16 protein-coding genes are annotated in these 17,357 nt (G+C 39.0%); 5 read left to right on the top strand and 11 right to left on the bottom strand.

The features are described 5' to 3' along the window. Nucleotides 1–233: 233 nt before the first annotated feature. Nucleotides 234–1,334 carry an RNA-guided endonuclease InsQ/TnpB family protein gene (locus N7548_RS03635; protein ID WP_263608069.1) on the bottom strand — a complete coding sequence of 367 codons (1,101 nt, stop codon included), beginning with the start codon at nucleotides 1,332–1,334 and terminating at the stop codon, nucleotides 234–236. A 275-nt stretch (nucleotides 1,335–1,609) separates the two neighbouring features. Between N7548_RS03635 and rsmH the strand changes: the two genes are divergently transcribed. The 3 genes from rsmH (at nucleotide 1,610) to N7548_RS03620 (ending at nucleotide 3,408) form a co-directional block, all read left to right on the top strand. Next, nucleotides 1,610–2,647 carry a 16S rRNA (cytosine(1402)-N(4))-methyltransferase RsmH gene (rsmH, locus tag N7548_RS03630; protein ID WP_263608068.1) on the top strand — a complete coding sequence of 346 codons (1,038 nt, stop codon included), beginning with the start codon at nucleotides 1,610–1,612 and terminating at the stop codon, nucleotides 2,645–2,647. A 97-nt stretch (nucleotides 2,648–2,744) separates the two neighbouring features. Then, complete coding sequence (locus N7548_RS03625; RefSeq protein WP_263608067.1) at nucleotides 2,745–2,987, top strand: hypothetical protein; 243 nt, start codon at nucleotides 2,745–2,747, stop codon at nucleotides 2,985–2,987. After that, on the top strand, nucleotides 2,980–3,408 hold the full coding sequence (locus N7548_RS03620) for a hypothetical protein (protein ID WP_263608066.1): 429 nt from the start codon (nucleotides 2,980–2,982) through the stop codon (nucleotides 3,406–3,408). The genes N7548_RS03625 and N7548_RS03620 overlap by 8 nt, the downstream gene beginning before the upstream one ends. A gap of 5 nt (nucleotides 3,409–3,413) precedes the next feature. Here the strand turns inward: N7548_RS03620 and N7548_RS03615 are convergent, their stop codons facing one another. Next, nucleotides 3,414–4,583, bottom strand: a complete 1,170-nt coding sequence (locus tag N7548_RS03615) for an MFS transporter (RefSeq protein ID WP_263608065.1) — start codon at nucleotides 4,581–4,583, stop codon at nucleotides 3,414–3,416. 112 nt (nucleotides 4,584–4,695) lie between these two features. After that, nucleotides 4,696–5,469 carry a phosphotransferase gene (locus tag N7548_RS03610; RefSeq protein ID WP_263608064.1) on the bottom strand — a complete coding sequence of 258 codons (774 nt, stop codon included), beginning with the start codon at nucleotides 5,467–5,469 and terminating at the stop codon, nucleotides 4,696–4,698. A 79-nt stretch (nucleotides 5,470–5,548) separates the two neighbouring features. Here N7548_RS03610 and N7548_RS03605 point away from each other — a divergent pair, with 79 nt between their 5' ends. Next, nucleotides 5,549–6,562 (top strand): threonine aldolase family protein, encoded by a 1,014-nt coding sequence (locus N7548_RS03605; RefSeq protein WP_263608063.1) that lies wholly within the window; start codon nucleotides 5,549–5,551, stop codon nucleotides 6,560–6,562. Nucleotides 6,563–6,587: 25 nt separating this feature from the next. Here N7548_RS03605 and N7548_RS03600 read toward each other — a convergent pair whose 3' ends face one another. From N7548_RS03600 to N7548_RS03565, 8 genes are all read right to left on the bottom strand, one after another. After that, a complete protein-coding gene (locus N7548_RS03600) occupies nucleotides 6,588–7,727 on the bottom strand; it encodes a cysteine desulfurase family protein (protein WP_263608062.1) in 1,140 nt (379 codons plus the stop codon). Then, on the bottom strand, nucleotides 7,724–8,026 hold the full coding sequence (locus N7548_RS03595; protein ID WP_263608061.1) for a hypothetical protein: 303 nt from the start codon (nucleotides 8,024–8,026) through the stop codon (nucleotides 7,724–7,726). Before N7548_RS03595 ends, N7548_RS03600 begins: the two co-directional genes overlap by 4 nt. 5 nt (nucleotides 8,027–8,031) lie before the next feature. Next, entirely contained in the window at nucleotides 8,032–9,189 is a 1,158-nt protein-coding gene (locus N7548_RS03590) for a cytochrome c biogenesis CcdA family protein (protein WP_263608060.1), read from the bottom strand. A gap of 171 nt (nucleotides 9,190–9,360) precedes the next feature. After that, on the bottom strand, nucleotides 9,361–10,191 hold the full coding sequence (locus N7548_RS03585; RefSeq protein WP_263608059.1) for an aldo/keto reductase: 831 nt from the start codon (nucleotides 10,189–10,191) through the stop codon (nucleotides 9,361–9,363). After that, entirely contained in the window at nucleotides 10,188–11,660 is a 1,473-nt protein-coding gene (locus tag N7548_RS03580) for a glycoside-pentoside-hexuronide (GPH):cation symporter (protein ID WP_263608058.1), read from the bottom strand. Before N7548_RS03580 ends, N7548_RS03585 begins: the two co-directional genes overlap by 4 nt. A gap of 44 nt (nucleotides 11,661–11,704) precedes the next feature. Further along, nucleotides 11,705–14,071, bottom strand: a complete 2,367-nt coding sequence (locus tag N7548_RS03575) for a helicase C-terminal domain-containing protein (RefSeq protein ID WP_263608057.1) — start codon at nucleotides 14,069–14,071, stop codon at nucleotides 11,705–11,707. 121 nt (nucleotides 14,072–14,192) lie between these two features. After that, nucleotides 14,193–15,704, bottom strand: coding sequence for a VWA domain-containing protein (locus N7548_RS03570; protein ID WP_263608056.1), 1,512 nt, complete (start codon nucleotides 15,702–15,704; stop codon nucleotides 14,193–14,195). Nucleotides 15,705–15,713: 9 nt separating this feature from the next. After that, nucleotides 15,714–16,514 (bottom strand): DUF4349 domain-containing protein, encoded by an 801-nt coding sequence (locus N7548_RS03565; RefSeq protein WP_263608055.1) that lies wholly within the window; start codon nucleotides 16,512–16,514, stop codon nucleotides 15,714–15,716. A 163-nt stretch (nucleotides 16,515–16,677) separates the two neighbouring features. On the opposite strand from N7548_RS03565, the gene N7548_RS03560 reads away from it, so the two are divergent. Next, complete coding sequence (locus N7548_RS03560; RefSeq protein ID WP_263608054.1) at nucleotides 16,678–17,346, top strand: response regulator transcription factor; 669 nt, start codon at nucleotides 16,678–16,680, stop codon at nucleotides 17,344–17,346. Nucleotides 17,347–17,357: the final 11 nt, after the last annotated feature.

Raw genomic sequence — 17,357 nt, 5'->3', positions numbered from 1 at the left:
TATTTTAATATTATCATATCTAACTATATAAAACCATCTAAATTTGACGTATATTACTTAAGATATTTGAAGTCAAAAATGGAATATTGACGACTAATCATTCGATGGCAAAAGTCTTTTATAACAGGTGAACTACCCACCACTTAAATAGAAGTGGGGGCTTCCTATCCATACCAGCGTACCCGCCAGTGACTCAATAGGCTATCCCCGTAGTCCCTACGGTTCTTATTCATTTATAACTGAAAAGCTAACTTATACTTTCTAAACCCTTCTTTGTTGATATTGATCGCTGCGTTATGATCTCTATCCAAATGTAACTCACAATTTGAACAATGATAGACTCTCTCAGATAACTTCAAATCTGTTTTGATGTCCCCACAACAGCTACATGTCTTTGACGATGGATACCACTCGTCCATCACCATCAAAGTCTTACCTTGTGTTTCTAACTTGTACTTCAAGAATGATATAAACCTAGTCCAACCAAACCGTGATATTTGCTTAGCGTAATATGGACTTGTTTGAGACATATCTTTAAGATTCAATCCTTCGACACTCACCAAATCATAACGCTTGGTTATCGCGTTAGATAGTTTATGTAAAAAGTCATCTCTTTTATGTCTGATTCTTTCATGTAATAAGGCGATTTCTAATACTTTCTGATGATAGTTACTAGAACCCTTGATTCTTCTAGATAAACTTCTTTGAAGGACTCTGAGTTTATTGAAGTCTGTTTGGATGTCTTTAGGATAATCCAATTTAAATCCTTCATGATCGATATAGAAATGAGTCATGGAGAAATCTAATCCAATCGATTCTTTTACATCTTTTTTCTTAATCTCTTTTTGGTATTCATATAGAATAGAGACATAATACTTACCTGTACTACTCTTAGAAACAGTTACGTTCTTTAAAGTCATATCACTAGGTATAGATCTATGTTGTTTGATCTTTACTTCACCGAGTTTAGGTAGTTTGATATAACCTTTCAATAGAACGATATTATTGTTAACAAGATTGGTCGTATAACCATAGTCTTGTTTCTTAGAATGAAATTTAGGAAAGTCTTGTTTATGATTGAAGAATTGTTTAAAAGCTTTTTCTAGATTGAGTTGCGTATTGGCTAGAGATAAAGAGTCTATGTCTTTTAGAAATGGATAAGCATCTTTATATTGTGCAGGTGTGGGATGAAGGATGTTTTTAGTGAGTTCATACTGTTTCTGTTTATCTTCTAACATCTTATTCCAGAGAAAGCGATTATGGCCTAGAGTCATATGGATTAAAGTCTTTTGAGATTCATTTGGATAGATTCGAAACTTAAAGGCTTTGTTCATCCGGTTCACCCTTTCATAGTGTTTATGTATAGAGATTATTCAACTATATTATAACATTATTTATGGGTGTTTATATACATAAATCAAAAGAAAAAATCAATTCATTCCACTGCTTAAAGAGGAAGGTGACTTCTTGATTGTGTTGTTAAACAACCATTACTCGACTTAAAGCGCAATTATGATATTTCATCATTATGTATTACAAAAAGTTATCCACTAGATGAATTGTGTATTATACGGTTTTTTGGTAATATACTTTAGTAAGGACTGATAACATGGAAGAACAAAAGCCTAAAAGACGTAAACGTTATTCAGGTAAATATCCAAAAACCTTTGAGGAAAAATACAAAGAACAACAACCCGATAAATATCAAGATGTGATTGCTCATGTTATGGAGAAAGGCAATACCCCTGCTGGCATGCACCGATCCATCATGGTAGATGAGATTTTATCGTTTTTAAATATCCAACCTGGCGAGGTTGGTTTAGACTGTACCCTTGGATTCGGTGGTCACTCTAAACATATGTTAACCGTCTTAAATCACACAGGACACCTTCACGCAACTGATTTAGACCCCATAGAATTACCTAAAACAGAACAGCGTTTGATTGATGCTGGATTCACCAAAGATGATTTTTCGTTACATAACATCAATTTCAGAGATTTGGATCAAATCCCAGTCGATGGGTTCGATTTCGTATTGGCTGATTTAGGTGTCTCTTCGATGCAAATCGATGACCCAACGAGGGGATTTACGTTTAAGTTTGATGGTCCACTGGATTTACGGATGAATCCCCATATCGGCATACCAGCCAATATTCGTCTACTTGAACTGACTGCGGATGAAATCGAAGGCATGCTCATCGAGAATGCCGACGAAGTCTATGCGAAAGAAATCGCCACTGAAATCACGAAATCAACCGCAAGAGGTGAGCTCATTGAGTCAACCAAGGACTTGCATAAAGTGATTCAAAAGGCGTTATCTAAGTTACCTAAATCCATTCAGGAAGAAGCCATCAAGAAAGCCTCTCAACGCACTTTTCAAGCCCTTAGAATTGATGTCAATCAAGAGTATGAAGCGCTTTATGATTTGATGGAGAAATTGCCACTATTATTAAAACCCGGTGGCCGTGTGGCGATATTAACCTTCCACTCTGGTGAAGACCGATTGGTCAAAAAAGCCTTCCAGTATTACCAACGTCAAGGGGTATATTCCGTGGTGACAGGCCCGGATTTACCATCCCTTCAAGAAGTGCATGACAACCCTCGAGCACGTTCAGCGAAACTCCGTTGTGCAATCAAAGCCAAATAATACAAAAATGTCTCCATGATTGGAGACATTTTAATTTAATTTGTGATGGAATTCACTTTTATGGTATGTTATACTTGATACAATGGAGGACTTAAATATGTTCAATTCAAATGGCCATATGACGGTGGGTGACTGGTTTGTCTTTCACCTATTGATGGCGATTCCACTCGTTAACATTGTAGTTTATATTGTTTTATTGTTTAGTAGTACCACCAATCCATCCTTAAAATCATACCTCATATTACCCCTCATTATGCTAGTCATTGTATTGGGTATTATTATTGGAATGATTGCGATTGGCATGTCTTTACCACAGATAGGAGCGTATATGTATGTTTAGTTTCGGTCAGTTAATTGTCGTTTTATTCAACCTAATTTTCCTTCTACTCATTCCAGTCACACTGGTTGGGGTTAAAGTGTTGATCTTAAGGTATTTTGAATTCAGTTATTCCAAAAAGACATTGCTACATTATTTTGTTATGTATCTCATTTTAACCATCATCGTATTGATAACAAGCTTTTTATTATCTGAATCCATGGGGATTCGTGGTGTGGTGTCCATCATTCATTTGCCATTATTGTTGGTCGCTATTATTTATGAATTCGTCGTGATTCACAAACTTGAATTCGAGTATGAACCCAAAGGTCCTTTCGCATTCATGATGGTTATTACCCATGTCGCGGATGGTATGGTTTTATCTGCGATGGTCGGTTTATATCTCGTACTGATTTTCCTGGTAGGATTTCTTGTTAATATTTAGAACGCTCAAATTGAGCGTTTTATTTTTTTAGGCATTTGACTTAACAAAATCGCTGAAACAACCATCAAAGCGAGGATAAAACCATAGATATAACTGGTTTCCCCCAACATATCTAAAATATAACCTGAAGCGAGTGTACCTAGAATCGCGCCTACGCCATACCCGGTAAACATCAAACCGTATTTTTTTGCGTATTGTTGAATCCCATAAAACTCTTTGATGGTTGCCGGAACAATGGCCAACCAAGCCCCTAAATTAAACCAATAGAGCCCAAACGATATGCCAAACAAAAAGAACGTAGACCCTCGATTGATTAACCCAATCACACTCGCAACCACAATCAATGAAACACTCAAAATACCAGAGAATTTAAAGCCTTGATTGTCCATGAGTTTACCAAATAGCGGTCTGGCTAACCCATTTAAAATGGCGAAAAATGACAAGGCGATCGTGACGTGGGTTTCATTCAACCCATAATAACGAACCCCTACCTGATAGGTTAACCCAATCATCATCAAACCGACCAATGTCGCGATCACAAACAAGGCATAAATGCGTTTAAAAGGTTTTAATTTTTCTTTAAACCGCTGTTCAACAGGTTCTTGTTTAAAGGTAGTACGCTCTTTTAATATGAATATATATGAGAGCGGTAATTGAAGGACTAAAAACACAACCCCCAATATAAAGAATGTTTGACGAATGCTGGTCCATTCAATCAGGGCACTCGTTAACGGCGCGGTGATGAGTGGTGACATCCCAAAACCCAAGAGGATGATACCTGTCATCAACCCACTTCTTTTCGGGTATAGTTTTTGAACCATGTAAATCGGCACGCCATACACCATCCCGACCCCTGTTCCAATCAAAACCCCATACGAGAACACCAACATCCCAATGTGTGTGGCGATACCCGATAGAAAGTAACCCAAGATGATGAGTAAGGTACCATAAAAAACAAATCCCCTCAAGCGGGTTGGTTTTAAATGTCTCCCCGTTACCATCATCGAAAAAGCATAAAAGAATAAAGACGTCATATAGGGGAACCCTGATGTTAATGTGGATATTTGATACAAGTCTTCGATATGATAACGGAATACGCTATAGGCGTAGACAGTCCCCATGAGTAACATCATGAGGATGGATGATATGATCATTAATGTATGTTTTTTTGGCATATTGGTCTTCCTTGGTTCTTTTTTTAACCATTATAACATAGGTGAAACCTCTAAACCACTATATTCATTTGAATATCAAACAAAAAGAGAACGTAAACGCTCTCACCTTGTTTTATATCAATTCATCGTATAACATGAAGTATTCAATGATGTTTGGATTGAATGTTTCATGTAAGGTTTGTTCTACCCATGAGAGATAGTTCGGGTTCTCACCATAGTTATAAACCAAACTTTTTATGAGCGCTGAAATGTCTCTTTCTTTTGGAAAGTAACCGACATAACCAAAATCAATCATCCCTGTGATTTTTGTCCCATCAAATAAGACATTTGGTAAGTAATAATCCCCATGGGACAACACCACAGGGGCATCGTATGGGTAGTGATCAACCAAATAGGTGAGCAGGGTTTCTGGGTCTTTGTATCTTTCGGATGTAAATGTGCCTTCATCGGCGTTTTCAATCAACGTTGTTCGATGATTTAAGACATTGTGTTTAATCGTCTCTAGGGCGGTTTTAGGGGTATTTAACACGGCATCATCAATGTGTATTGTCCACAATCGCTTGAGGCCTTCACACGCTTGTTCAATCGCCACGGACAGTGGCCATTGAAACAATGGCTTCCCAGAACATTTGGACATCAATAAGTAATAGAACCGTTTGGTTTCATGGGTTTCAATCACATGAGGCACCGGTAGGGATCCCTCTAGCAATTGTAGGGCTCGTGCTTCTCTTCTCGCATCCAAACTGAGTGTCGATTGTTTTAGTACCATGGTATCATATAAAATCACTTGAGAATCCGATTCCCCAATGTGGTCTCTAATCCCTTTTTCATGCTTTACACACTGATTGATTTGTTTTGGTAATCTCGCCATTGATAACACGTCCATTTCAATAAAATCACTAATTCCATTATACCCATTCTAAGGGCATTTCAGTTATAATAAAAACATAGAAACAGGTGATACCATGATCAGTTTTAAAAATGATTACAGTGAAATTGCACACCCATCCATCTTGACTTTGATGCAAAAACACAGTCAAACCCAATTCAATGGGTATGGGTTGGATGCGTTGAGTATATCGGTCAAACAGACCATTCAATCGATGTTACAAGCCAACGTCGATATTCACTTTTTGGTGGGTGGAACCATCACCAATAAAGTGTTGATCAGCCACGCTTTAAGACCGTATGAGGCGGTGATTTCCGCTGATACTGGCCATATTTTTGTACATGAAACCGGTGCGATTGAATCTACGGGACATCAAATTCTCTTAATTCCCAACGCCAACGGCAAACTCACAGTCCCTTTGATTGAAGAAACCTTAAAAGGATTTTCCGATGAACACCGTGTCTTACCAAAATTGGTGTACATTTCAAACGCGACTGAAACGGGTACCTTTTATACCAAAGCTGAACTACAAGCGTTGTACCGCTTTTGTCAATCTCGAGACTTATACCTCTTTATTGACGGGGCTAGGTTGGGGGTCGCCTTGGCAGCTTCTGGTTTAACCTTGAATGATCTATGTGAAAACTCAGATGCGTTTTATATTGGTGGTACCAAGAATGGTGCGATGTTGGGTGAGGCTTTGGTCATTAAATCCGAATCTTTAAAACCTTTTTTTAGACACGCCATCAAACAAAGCGGTGGATTGCTTGCGAAAGGGTTTGTCGCGGCGATTCAATTCGAAGGTTTATTTCAAAACAACCTGTTCTTTGATTTAGGCACCCACGCCAACGCCATGGCTGCTCAAATCACATCGGGTTTAATCCACCTAGGCATCATTCCCATATATCCAGTCAGTACCAATCAAATATTCATTACATTGAAAAAAACACAAGTTGACATACTTTCTAAAAATTATGCCTTTGAAATTTGGACTGACCACGGGTTTGAACAAACCATTCGATTGGTCACGTCGTGGTTTACGACAGAGACCATGGTTCAAACCTTGCTCAAAGACATTGAATCTATTCTTTAAGAAAAAAAGCTCAGGCAACTGAGCTTTATTCGTCGTTTAAGGCTTCATATGCTTCAACAAACGCTTCGATGAGGAAAGGGATGTCGCTCATTTTCGTATCGGTTCCGAAACTGATACGAATGACGCCTTCAGGTGAAGGGGCTTGAATGGCTTCTATCACATGGGATATACCCACCTCATGGGTATGACAGGCACTGCCTGTCGATACATATATGTGTTGTTGGTTCAGTTTAAATTGGTATTTTAAACCGGATATATTCGGTATGGATAAAGATAGCAACCCAGGAATACGGTGTTGAGTAAGATCCGGACCATTTAAATGAACGGGTATCTGTGCTTTAAGTCCTTGATAAAATGCCTTTGAAAGTTCATTTAAGTTTTTGGCTTTTGAATCATAGGATGGAAACAACAAAGACAACGCACGATCAAAACCAATGATGCCTGCGACATGTTCTGTACCTGAACGGTAATGAAACTCATGTCCACCGCCGTGAATCAATGGTTCAAGGTCGATGTTGTTTTTTTTATATAACAAGCCAATGCCTTTTGGACCATGGATCTTATGACCGGAAAATGACATCATATCGACATTTAAAATCGATAAATCAATGGGTACATGGGCGAGCATTTGAACCGCATCCACGTGTACACATACCCCGTGTTGATGTGCCAAGTTAGTGATGGCTTCGATGTTTTGTATCGTGCCAATTTCGTTGTTTCCCCAAATAAAACTGACCATGAGCGTCTGTTCATTCAGTTTGGATTTAAGGTCATTTAGATCGATGAATCCTTGGTGATCCACTTGAACATAATGCACTTGATAGCCTTGGCTTTCAAGATATAAAAGGGTGTTTTTGGTGGCTGCATGTTCAATTGGTGTGGTGATGATTTCTGTTTTATCTTTGTGTTTGGCAGCGTATCCTTTGATGGCTAAATTGGTAGCTTCAGACCCAGAGGCAGTAAAAATCAATTCATTGAAATCACACTTTAGTAAAGATGCGATGTGTTTTTTCGCTGTATTGATGTCTTTTTGGTTTTGCATACCTAGGGCGTGCATCGAGGATGGGTTCCCATAAGCATGGGTTAAATAAGGCATCATCGCTTGGAGTACATCTGGATGTAGTTGTGTGGTCGCTGCGTGGTCCAAATCGTAGAATTTCATCATTTCACTTCCAATTCGAGGGTATGGTTTCGATACTTTTCAAGTTCCATGGTGGATAGCAGTTGAATCAATGCTTCGTCAATCAAGAGTCTATTTTGGTTCAATGACAATAACTGTTGAGCCGCTTGATTGGCTAGTTGTTCTATCGCATAGGACTCATGAATGATACACGGGTTATCGTCATTAAACAACTCTATCGAGGTTTTTTTAATCGACTCTGTTTTAAATTTTAGACTGGATAGGGGTCCTTTGAATACCACTTTATCCTGTGAATCCAATATTTTGACTTTTTTAATGTTCATCATATTTACCTAATGAATACCCTGAAAATATAATAGATGGCCACGCCTAAGAATACCAAAGCATTGATCAATTTGATGATGTCTAAACGGGTTCGGATGAAATTGGATACGACATGGATATTTTGTGAACGCAATGTAATCAAACTGATAACAATCAGTGGGGATACGAATAAGAGCACATAAACAAATAATAAACCATTAAACAAGAGTACATGGGCAGTTCGATCAACCACGATGGCTGTCCAAGCGACGAACGCTTGTCCAGAACATGGAAATTCAACAATCGCGACAAACATTCCGATTAAGAAAGCCACCAAATACACGGTAATATCGCCAGATTCAATGCTTTCAGCGAAATTGTTCATCAATTTCTTCGTCACAACAAAGAATCGTCGTGGCAATTGGTTTTTAATCTCACCATACGCTTGGCGTCTGGCTGCGAAGAAATCTAAGAAGTTTAAAGCTGCGATGACTAAAGATAGGACAATGATGATGGTATAGAAAATCACCATATAAGGTACCAATAGAGCCAACGCTTTGGATAAGAAGGTCCCTAAAATGAAATAGGTGACGAATATCGCGATAATATATGATAAACAAATATAGAAAATTGGTTTTGAACGTTTCTTATCGGTTAAAAACGATAAAAACATCAATAACATGGCAATCGCACATGGGTTAAATGCATCTAAGATACCTAAGACAGCGGTTGAACCCAACAAGACCCATAAATCGCTGAAGGTGATGTCTCCATAGACAAATTCAATGGGATCCAGTGGTGCACTGCCATCCATGACGAATTGGATTTCACCCGATTGAATGCCATCAATGATGACCTCAGCCCCAGCATAATAGGTTTGTCCAACGTATAAAATCGGGACTAGGTTTTTATTTTTAGGTACATCATAGGTTCTCGCATAACGGGTGAACATCGATTCAAATAAATCATAATCGTCTTCACTCATGTATTTTTGAAGCACATAACCTTGGTCTTGGATGTCTTGTAAGACACCAGAAGATTCGACTTGTTGACAATTTAAACACGTATACGATCCAAAATAGACCGCGTCTACAGTAGAATCGGCTTGAATGCTTAAAGTTGACCCCATGAACAAGAGCCATAAAACACTAAAAACCAATATGAATTTAACACGATATGTCATAAAATTTAGCCTCGATTGTGATGGATTGAATGGATAAATATCTCAAAGAGATAGCCTTCACTGGTTATTTTAACACACATCTGGAGATACACACCACTGAAACAGCTGTTATCCAGGCAAAAATTCAAAAAAGAAAAAGTATTTTCAATGACGAAAATACTTTTATTTGAATTAACTCCAACGACGAGGGTCACCCTTGATTTCATCCAAAATGGCCATATCTTCTGGTTTAATTTCAAAGTCCACTTGGGTATTTTGGATGATACGTGCTTCGTGGGTCGATTTAGGTAGCGGTGCTGTATTCTTTTGGATACAGTAACGGATACAAATTTGCGCTGGGGATACAGCATATTTTTGTGCAACCTCATCAATGATTGGGTTAGAAAGTAAATAGCCAATACCGAGCGGTGAATAAGCTTCCACCACGATGCCTTTGGTTTCACAATATTCTAAGGTTTTCTTTTGGTCTAACCCGATGAAGTAACCAATTTGATTGACGTGAGGAATGATTTCACAATGTTTTAAAATGTTTTCAATATCGTTTGGATCAAAGTTAGATACCCCGATGGCACGGATTTTACCGGCACGATAGAGTTCTTCCATCGCTTTCCACGCTTGAACATTGCCTTCACGACAGTCCTTACCAATTTCACTCCACGGCCATGGGGCGTGAATTAAGAATAAATCGAGGTATTCAAACTCGAGTGCCTTCAATGTATTTTCAAACGCTTGTTTCGCGCCTTCATACGTCTTGATGTGTGATTCTAATTTCGAAGTCACGAAGATTTCTTCTCTTGGAATACCAGAATCTCTAACCGCTCTACCCACCGATTCTTCGTTTCGATAACCTTCAGCGGTATCGATGTGACGATACCCATGTTTCAAGGCATAACGCACTGAATTGTAAGCTTCATCGCCATCTTTGACTTGCCAGGTACCCAACCCGATTTTCGGGAGTTTTACCCCGTTTTTAAGGACGAACACTTGATCTAATACTTTCATAATTCTTCTCCTTTATTTAAGTCTTTTGTTATTTCAGATTTGATTTGTTCGAACATCGCATAATCAATCTTATAGTAAGTTCGATAAACCAAATAAGCACCTAAAATGAATACTGCAGGTAGGATGACCATCGACACCTTGAGCCAGACCAACATCGACTCTGTGACATTCGCTTCAATAAATGCTCGTGATTGTTCTGTGGTAAATGTCAAGCCCAATTCTGCGGCTTCATCGCGCAAATTGGTGAGCGGTTTGATGACTTTATCATTGAGACCGGACCACGCCAATGTCATGGTTACGACCAATATTTGAACCGAGGTTGCGAGTTTTACCACGAATGGATTGATTGCGAAAACGACCGATTCATTTCTTGTTTTGAGTTTCCACTGTCCATACTCAATCGTATCTGCCAACATCACCAGTACAGACACTTGTATGAAGCCTTCACCAAAGAAAATGAAGAAGCCAGCTAACCCAACCACCAACATCGACTTAGGCAGTAAATTCCCTGCTGTTAAGAACAATAGATAGCCCACCATAATGAGTACGATGGCCATCGTGAAAATTTGTTTGCGGGTTATTTTTTTCGCCAATACTGGGAAAAGTGATAAGGATGATAATTGACTCAAAGCCAATATCGCTGAGAATATGGTGAACTCAATACCACCATATTTATTGAAATCATAATTGAAGAAATAAATACCGAGTGTTGTGGTTATATAATACCCTGAATTGAATAAGAAAATCGCGATGATGATGACCATCAACTGGTCATTCTTCGTGATGATTTTTATCACATCTCTCAATGAAGTCTTGGGTTGTTTAACCTCAGCCAATGGGTTCTTAGGTTGTTCAACGAAAAAGAATACCAACACTTGTGAAATCACATAGATGCTCGCGATGACCAAAGCAATCCAGAAGAACGCTGCTTTCGGTCCACCTGCATAGTTTTGATAAATGATGGGGACCAACGCAATCGTTAAAAACATCCCCAGATTCGCGAATATCCTCGCTTTAGAACCAATCGATTCCCGTTCTTTGGGGTCTGTCGAAAAAGTGGGGTACATCGACCAATAGGCGATATCATTCATCGTAAATGTCATATCAGACATGACGTAAATGATGGTGAATACCAACACGAACCAACCGCTCGATAATCCAAAATCTTGGAATAACAAGAAAAACATGATGGCGGATGTCAGTGCCCCTAAAATCAACCATGGTTTAAATTTCCCATATCGACTCTTGGTGTTGTCGATGATGATGCCCATCAAAGTATCATTGATGGCATCCCAAATACGTGCAATCGCAATCACTACCCCAACCGCAACCAATGTCCAGTTGGATAGCCCTAAAGCATCCGTGAAAAATACAATTAAATAGGTACTATACAACGCATACATCATGTCTCTGCCAAGACCGGATGTGGTATAAACCCATTTTGAACGTTTCGATAACATATCTGACATATTCAATTCTCCCTATATTGTTTATTATACTTGATTCATCCGATTTATACGTCATCTTTGGTGGATGACTTCGGGTATTTAATCGCCATCTTAGTCCAAAAGTCATCCAACAAATCGGATAAATAGCGATCGGTTCTCACAACGGTTTTGGCTTGCCATTCCTTCGGCATCAAACGTTTGTATAAAGGCGTGACAAAGCGATCGTCCATCAATAATGCAATCCCGTAATCATCGTCTCTACGAATGACTCTACCGACCGCTTGAATCACTTTATTCATCCCTGGGTATGTATACGCATAATCAAATCCACGTTTGAATGTATCGTCATAATACGCCCTCAATTGTTGGTTAGGTTCATTTACCATAGGTAATCCAACCCCAACAATGATGACCCCTGATAACATGTCGCCCACATAATCAATGCCTTCTGCAAACATCCCACCCATGACAAAGAACGCAATCTGTGACCGGGTTAGGTTTTGTTTAAATCGACTCATGATGTGGTCGCGTTCAACGACGTCCATTTGTCTCGATTGAACGAGTATATCCACATCCAAGTCACTCGATAAAGCTTCTTTGACTTGGTTTAAATATTGGTAAGATGGAAAGAATGCGATATAGTTTCCAATCTTGGATGAAACCACCGTTTCGATGGCTTTCACAATCGATTCTAACGAATTCTCACGTTCTTTATACCGGGTGTTCACACGGTCGTGGATCATGATTTTTAAGTTTTCAGGGTCAAATGGGGAAGGGATTTGAATGACTTCACCCAACCCTTGAGATAGTAAGGTTTGGTAATAATCGATCGGATATAGGGTCGCAGAAAAGAATACAGCCCCATACGATTTGTCTTTTAAGGTTGATTTAATGAAAGTACTCGCATCCAAACATTGGATGGTGATGTCTAAGTCTTCATCAAGTTTGGTGATATTGAATCTAAACTGGGTATCGTAATATGACGCAATCACAGACAACGTAAGCAACTTCATATACCCATCCATCACATCCGATTTTCTAGCGTATTTCGGATTTTCTTTGATGGCATTGGTAATTTTCATCATCAGGTTGCTTACCAACTCTAAATACGTCATATCGATGGGTAAGTAGCTCTTAAACGACTGACCTTCGAGTTCTGCTTCATAATGGTCAAAGCGCTCGATCAGTTTATTGACCGAATGGCGAATGCTCGGTTTGAGCTTTGACCCAGCTTTTCGAAGCGCAATCAATTCACTTTTCAATAGGGTAGCCGAAAACATGTCCCTTGAACGTGGAATCATGTTATGGGCTTCATCGATCAATAGTTTGGGTTTATACGTATCATCATCGAAATATCGAACCAAATGGATCCGTGGGTCAAAGACATAGTTATAGTCACAAATGATCAAATCCACATAATAAGAGACAAACAACGAAAACTCAAACGGACAAATCGTGTGTTTTCTCGCATAGGATTCGATGACATCCCTTGTCATCAAAGACTCATGTGTGAAAATGTCTTGCATCGCCACGGATAAACGGTCAAAGAATCCTTTCGCAAACGGACACTTTTCCGGGTCACAATCGCGTTTTTCTAAAAAACAGATGTCATCTTTAGAAGTGATCTCAATGGTTTTGGTTTTTAACCCCTGACCGTGTAAGGTGGCCATCGATTCAATCGCAACCTTCTTACCTTGATTCTTCGCTGTACAATAAAATATCTTTTCATTGTCTGCTTTTAAGGCTTTAAAGGTGGAGAACAAAGTCGCCATGGTTTTACCAATGCCAGTGGGGGCGATGGCGAACAAGACGTCTTCTTGTTTCATCGTATGGTAGACACTTTTCATCAAATCACGTTGACCATGTCTATACTGTTCAAATGGAAACTTCATCGCTTCAAGCGTTTCTTTTTTCTCTTTTAAGTGGGCTTCTAATTGAACCAACCATTGGCCATACGCTTCAATAGAGGTTTCAAAAAACGTCTTCAATGTTGCGTAATCAAACACATAATCGATGGATTTGGTTTGATACTTCGATAGTTCGATATAGGTTAGCCTACCATGTACGGTCTCTATTTGTTCATTGTGCATAAACATAAATGCGTATATTTTGAGCTGGGCTTCGTGTTCTACATTGGGGACAAATAACAAGTCAAAAATATCTTTTCGGGTCGATTTGATCTCTTCAATCCATAGTGTATCGGATTGAAGTAAACCATCCATTCTGCCCTGTAAAAGATACGTTTCGTTTTGATAGTCAAAGGTTGTTTTGATACTCACTTCTTTTTGGTCATTTGACCCATATTTACTTTGAATGTGTTGGTGGGCTTTGATCCCTTCTAATTGGGATACATTTTGAAATGTCTCTGCGGTTAAATCCCCTGATGCATATAAAAAAGAGACCATTTCTCCAACACCAATTTTAAGTGCCATAGTATCACTTCCACCTTCAATTATAACCCATAAATACCATAATAAATCCAAAAAGCGATGTCAGGGGTGCGACATCACTTTTGGGTAGACTAAGTAGAACAGGATGAATAGATATGGAGACTTAGTCTTTATAACTTAAGTTTTTCGCAGCCATCACGAGTTCAATGAATTCGCTACGGTAGTCGTGAGGGTCAAAATCCAAAGCGAGGGTGGCCCGTTCAATGACTGCGGTATAACTTGCATTCGATTTATAAATAGAATTTCTTAAGAGTAATCCGAACTCAACCACGGCACTGGCGAAACCAAATTCTGTTGAATAGGTGTCTGTATATGTGCTGCCTAAGATGATTTTTTCAATCAACATCGACGTATCATCGGTCGGTTCTTTATAACGAATGGATAGGGTCAATAATTCATCTAAATGGTTTTCTCCTGTGTATTTTAAAACTTCTACAGGATCAAAGGTTAAACTAGGAATGGTTTCATCTGAATCTGCATGGATGATTTCATAAAACGCAATCACCACATGACCAGCACCCATGTCACCGGCATCTTTAAAATCATTTTGAAAATCGTCATAATCCAACACACGGTTTTCATATCCAATCAAACGGTACCCTTTAACTAAAACTGGGTTAAATTCGATTTGAAGTTTGACGTCTTTCGCAACCATGATCATCGATCCACCGAGTTGATGGATGAATACCTTTTCGGCTTCTTTGATGGAGTCAATGTAATAATAAACACCATTGCCGTGATCGGCTAAGGATTCCATGATGTCATCACGGATGTTGCCGGTACCAAACCCTAAGACACTGAAGAACACACCGGTGGCTTTTTTGGATTCTATGAAGTCTTCTAAATCTGAGACGGAGTTCATACCAACGTTGAAGTCACCATCGGTAGCAAGAATGATGCGGTTGTTACCACCATCGATAAAATTTCTGCTAGCGACTTCATACGCCAATGATATCCCGGAAGCCCCAGCGGTTGACCCACCAGCTTCCAGACCTTGAATCACCGACAAAATGTCAGCTTGTTCCGTGGCGTCGCCACCTTCTAATGCTATTTTTGCAGACCCTGCATACGTCACAATGGAAATACGGTCAGTGGGTCTTAAGTTTTCTACTAAAATACCTAAGGACTGTTTGAGTAACGGTAATTTGTCGCTTGAATACATACTGCCTGAGACGTCAATGAGGAAAACCAAATTCATCGGTAAGGATGTATTGTATTCGATGTCTTGGGTTTTTAAACCGACCATAAGTAGTCCATGTTCCGGTGCCCAAGGGGCGTAACTGTATTCGGAATGGATATGGATCTTCTCATTTTCGGTTGTTCCAGCGATGTCGTATTGGAAGTAATTGACCATTTCTTCAATTCGAACCGCGTCTTTTTCTGGCAAATAGCCATCTTGAATCATTCGTCTAATGTTGGAATAAGATGCCGTATCGACATCGACTGAAAAGGTCGATACTGGCATATCCATGGTACGGATAAATGGATTTTCTGTGATTTCACTATAGGTTTCACCATTTTGATAACTTGGATAATCCTCATATGGTCCATAAGCTCCACAGCCAGACAATGTAAATAACAATGCAATTAGTACACCTAACAATGCTTTTTTCATGATTTCACCTCATCGATTGCGTGCTTGTTGTCGTCTCGCCAGACGTTTTTGATAGTTGCGTTTGTTGATATAAAGTATGCCAAAGACCGAAGGTACAATGACGACTAGGAATGGTAATAAGCTTAAGAATGCGAGAAATAGTGTTTCAATGACCATTACAAAAGCATCGATACCACCGGTAAAGGCACGATTGACTTTTTGACCAAAGTTGAGAGTTTGGTATGGAGCGGTTGCGTTTAAATAGATATTAACCACACTGTATTCAATCAACCCATCGATTTCATTTGTATCGGAGGTTAAACTTCTCAACTCAGCTTCAATGATCGATAAGCGTTGATTGATGAGAATTTGTTCGGAAATACTGGCGGTTTCAAAGAGTTCAATCAATCGCGCTTGTTCTGCTTCATAAGCTTCAATATTAGCTTGATTGTTGTAATAGTTGACCGATACATCACGAGAACTTGTATTGAAGTAAGTCACTTCGTATGAACTTCTTAACCCTGAAATAAAGGCTTGTAAACGTTCGGTTTTGATTCTTAATACAAGTTGACCACTTTGGGTACCGACTTGTTGTGATTCAATCCATTCATCGGGATTCAATAGATCCATCAATTCATCGTATAAGGGTAACAATTGTTTCGCTTTGATACCAATATCGACTCGATAAATGATTTTTCTCATTGAAGCGGTTAATACTTGTGAGGATTCATTTTCTGGTGAAAGATCTTCCCCTGGTTCATACGCTTCACTACACCCAATTAGCGATAGACTCAATAAGACCAATCCCAAGAACAACATCACTTTTTTCATACAAGACCCTCTTTTCTGCTTTTCACACCTAAAGTATAGAGAAAAGTTGTGTCAAATCTTTGAATATCTTATGACAATGTTGTGACAAAGTGAATGAATGACGTTTAGAATATAAATGATTTATGTTATCATTAAAGAAAGGTTCCTAAAAGGAGACGATTCTATGCAAATACTCGTTGTTGAAGATGAAAAGCATTTGAATGATTTATTGCACGATTATTTAATCGATGCCTATCCGAATGCGAAAATCACCCAAATCTATGATGGTTTAGATGCGTTAAATAGCATTCAAAATCAAGTCTTTGATTTGGTGCTTCTCGATGTCATGTTGCCACATGTGGGTGGGTTTGAGATTGGTAAAGCCATTCGAAAACAATCCTCTGTACCGATTTTAATGTTGTCAGCGTTAAGCGATGAGGAAAACCAGCTCAAAGGCTATGCGCTTGGCATCGATGATTACATTTCAAAACCTTACAGCCCAAAGATTGTCTTAAAGAAAATCGAAGCGGTCTTAGCGCGGTATCAAAAAGAGACGCCTGAGACGTTATCGAATTATGGTATCATCCAGTACAATTTTGAACAGTATAAAATACTGGTTGATCAAGTCCCAATTGAACTCAACAAAAAAGAATGGGAATTGTTCTCACTCTTCATTCAAAATATAGGACGCGTCTACACGCGTGAAGATTTATTGAACCTCGTTTGGGGTTACGACTATTTTGGGTATGATCGCACCGTGGATACCCACATCAAACGACTCAGACAAAAACTCGGTAACGCAGCCGATTATATTAAAACCGTGTATAAATCCGGCTATAAATTCGAAAAATAAACGATAAGGAG

Source organism: Paracholeplasma manati (genome assembly GCF_025742995.1).
Classification (GTDB): domain Bacteria; phylum Bacillota_I; class Bacilli_A; order Acholeplasmatales; family UBA5453; genus Paracholeplasma; species Paracholeplasma manati.
This window is presented reverse-complemented; position numbering and strand designations above follow the sequence as displayed.

Excerpts from the sequence above, each read along its gene's own strand:
- N7548_RS03635 (WP_263608069.1), bottom strand. The coding sequence starts at position 1,334 with ATGAACAAAGCCTTTAAGTTTCGAATCTATCCAAATGAATCTCAAAAG.
- rsmH (WP_263608068.1), top strand. The coding sequence starts at position 1,610 with ATGGAAGAACAAAAGCCTAAAAGACGTAAACGTTATTCAGGTAAATAT.
- N7548_RS03625 (WP_263608067.1), top strand. The coding sequence starts at position 2,745 with ATGTTCAATTCAAATGGCCATATGACGGTGGGTGACTGGTTTGTCTTT.
- N7548_RS03620 (WP_263608066.1), top strand. The coding sequence starts at position 2,980 with ATGTTTAGTTTCGGTCAGTTAATTGTCGTTTTATTCAACCTAATTTTC.
- N7548_RS03615 (WP_263608065.1), bottom strand. The coding sequence starts at position 4,583 with ATGCCAAAAAAACATACATTAATGATCATATCATCCATCCTCATGATG.
- N7548_RS03610 (WP_263608064.1), bottom strand. The coding sequence starts at position 5,469 with ATGGACGTGTTATCAATGGCGAGATTACCAAAACAAATCAATCAGTGT.
- N7548_RS03605 (WP_263608063.1), top strand. The coding sequence starts at position 5,549 with ATGATCAGTTTTAAAAATGATTACAGTGAAATTGCACACCCATCCATC.
- N7548_RS03600 (WP_263608062.1), bottom strand. The coding sequence starts at position 7,727 with ATGATGAAATTCTACGATTTGGACCACGCAGCGACCACACAACTACAT.
- N7548_RS03595 (WP_263608061.1), bottom strand. The coding sequence starts at position 8,026 with ATGAACATTAAAAAAGTCAAAATATTGGATTCACAGGATAAAGTGGTA.
- N7548_RS03590 (WP_263608060.1), bottom strand. The coding sequence starts at position 9,189 with ATGACATATCGTGTTAAATTCATATTGGTTTTTAGTGTTTTATGGCTC.
- N7548_RS03585 (WP_263608059.1), bottom strand. The coding sequence starts at position 10,191 with ATGAAAGTATTAGATCAAGTGTTCGTCCTTAAAAACGGGGTAAAACTC.
- N7548_RS03580 (WP_263608058.1), bottom strand. The coding sequence starts at position 11,660 with ATGTCAGATATGTTATCGAAACGTTCAAAATGGGTTTATACCACATCC.
- N7548_RS03575 (WP_263608057.1), bottom strand. The coding sequence starts at position 14,071 with ATGGCACTTAAAATTGGTGTTGGAGAAATGGTCTCTTTTTTATATGCA.
- N7548_RS03570 (WP_263608056.1), bottom strand. The coding sequence starts at position 15,704 with ATGAAAAAAGCATTGTTAGGTGTACTAATTGCATTGTTATTTACATTG.
- N7548_RS03565 (WP_263608055.1), bottom strand. The coding sequence starts at position 16,514 with ATGAAAAAAGTGATGTTGTTCTTGGGATTGGTCTTATTGAGTCTATCG.
- N7548_RS03560 (WP_263608054.1), top strand. The coding sequence starts at position 16,678 with ATGCAAATACTCGTTGTTGAAGATGAAAAGCATTTGAATGATTTATTG.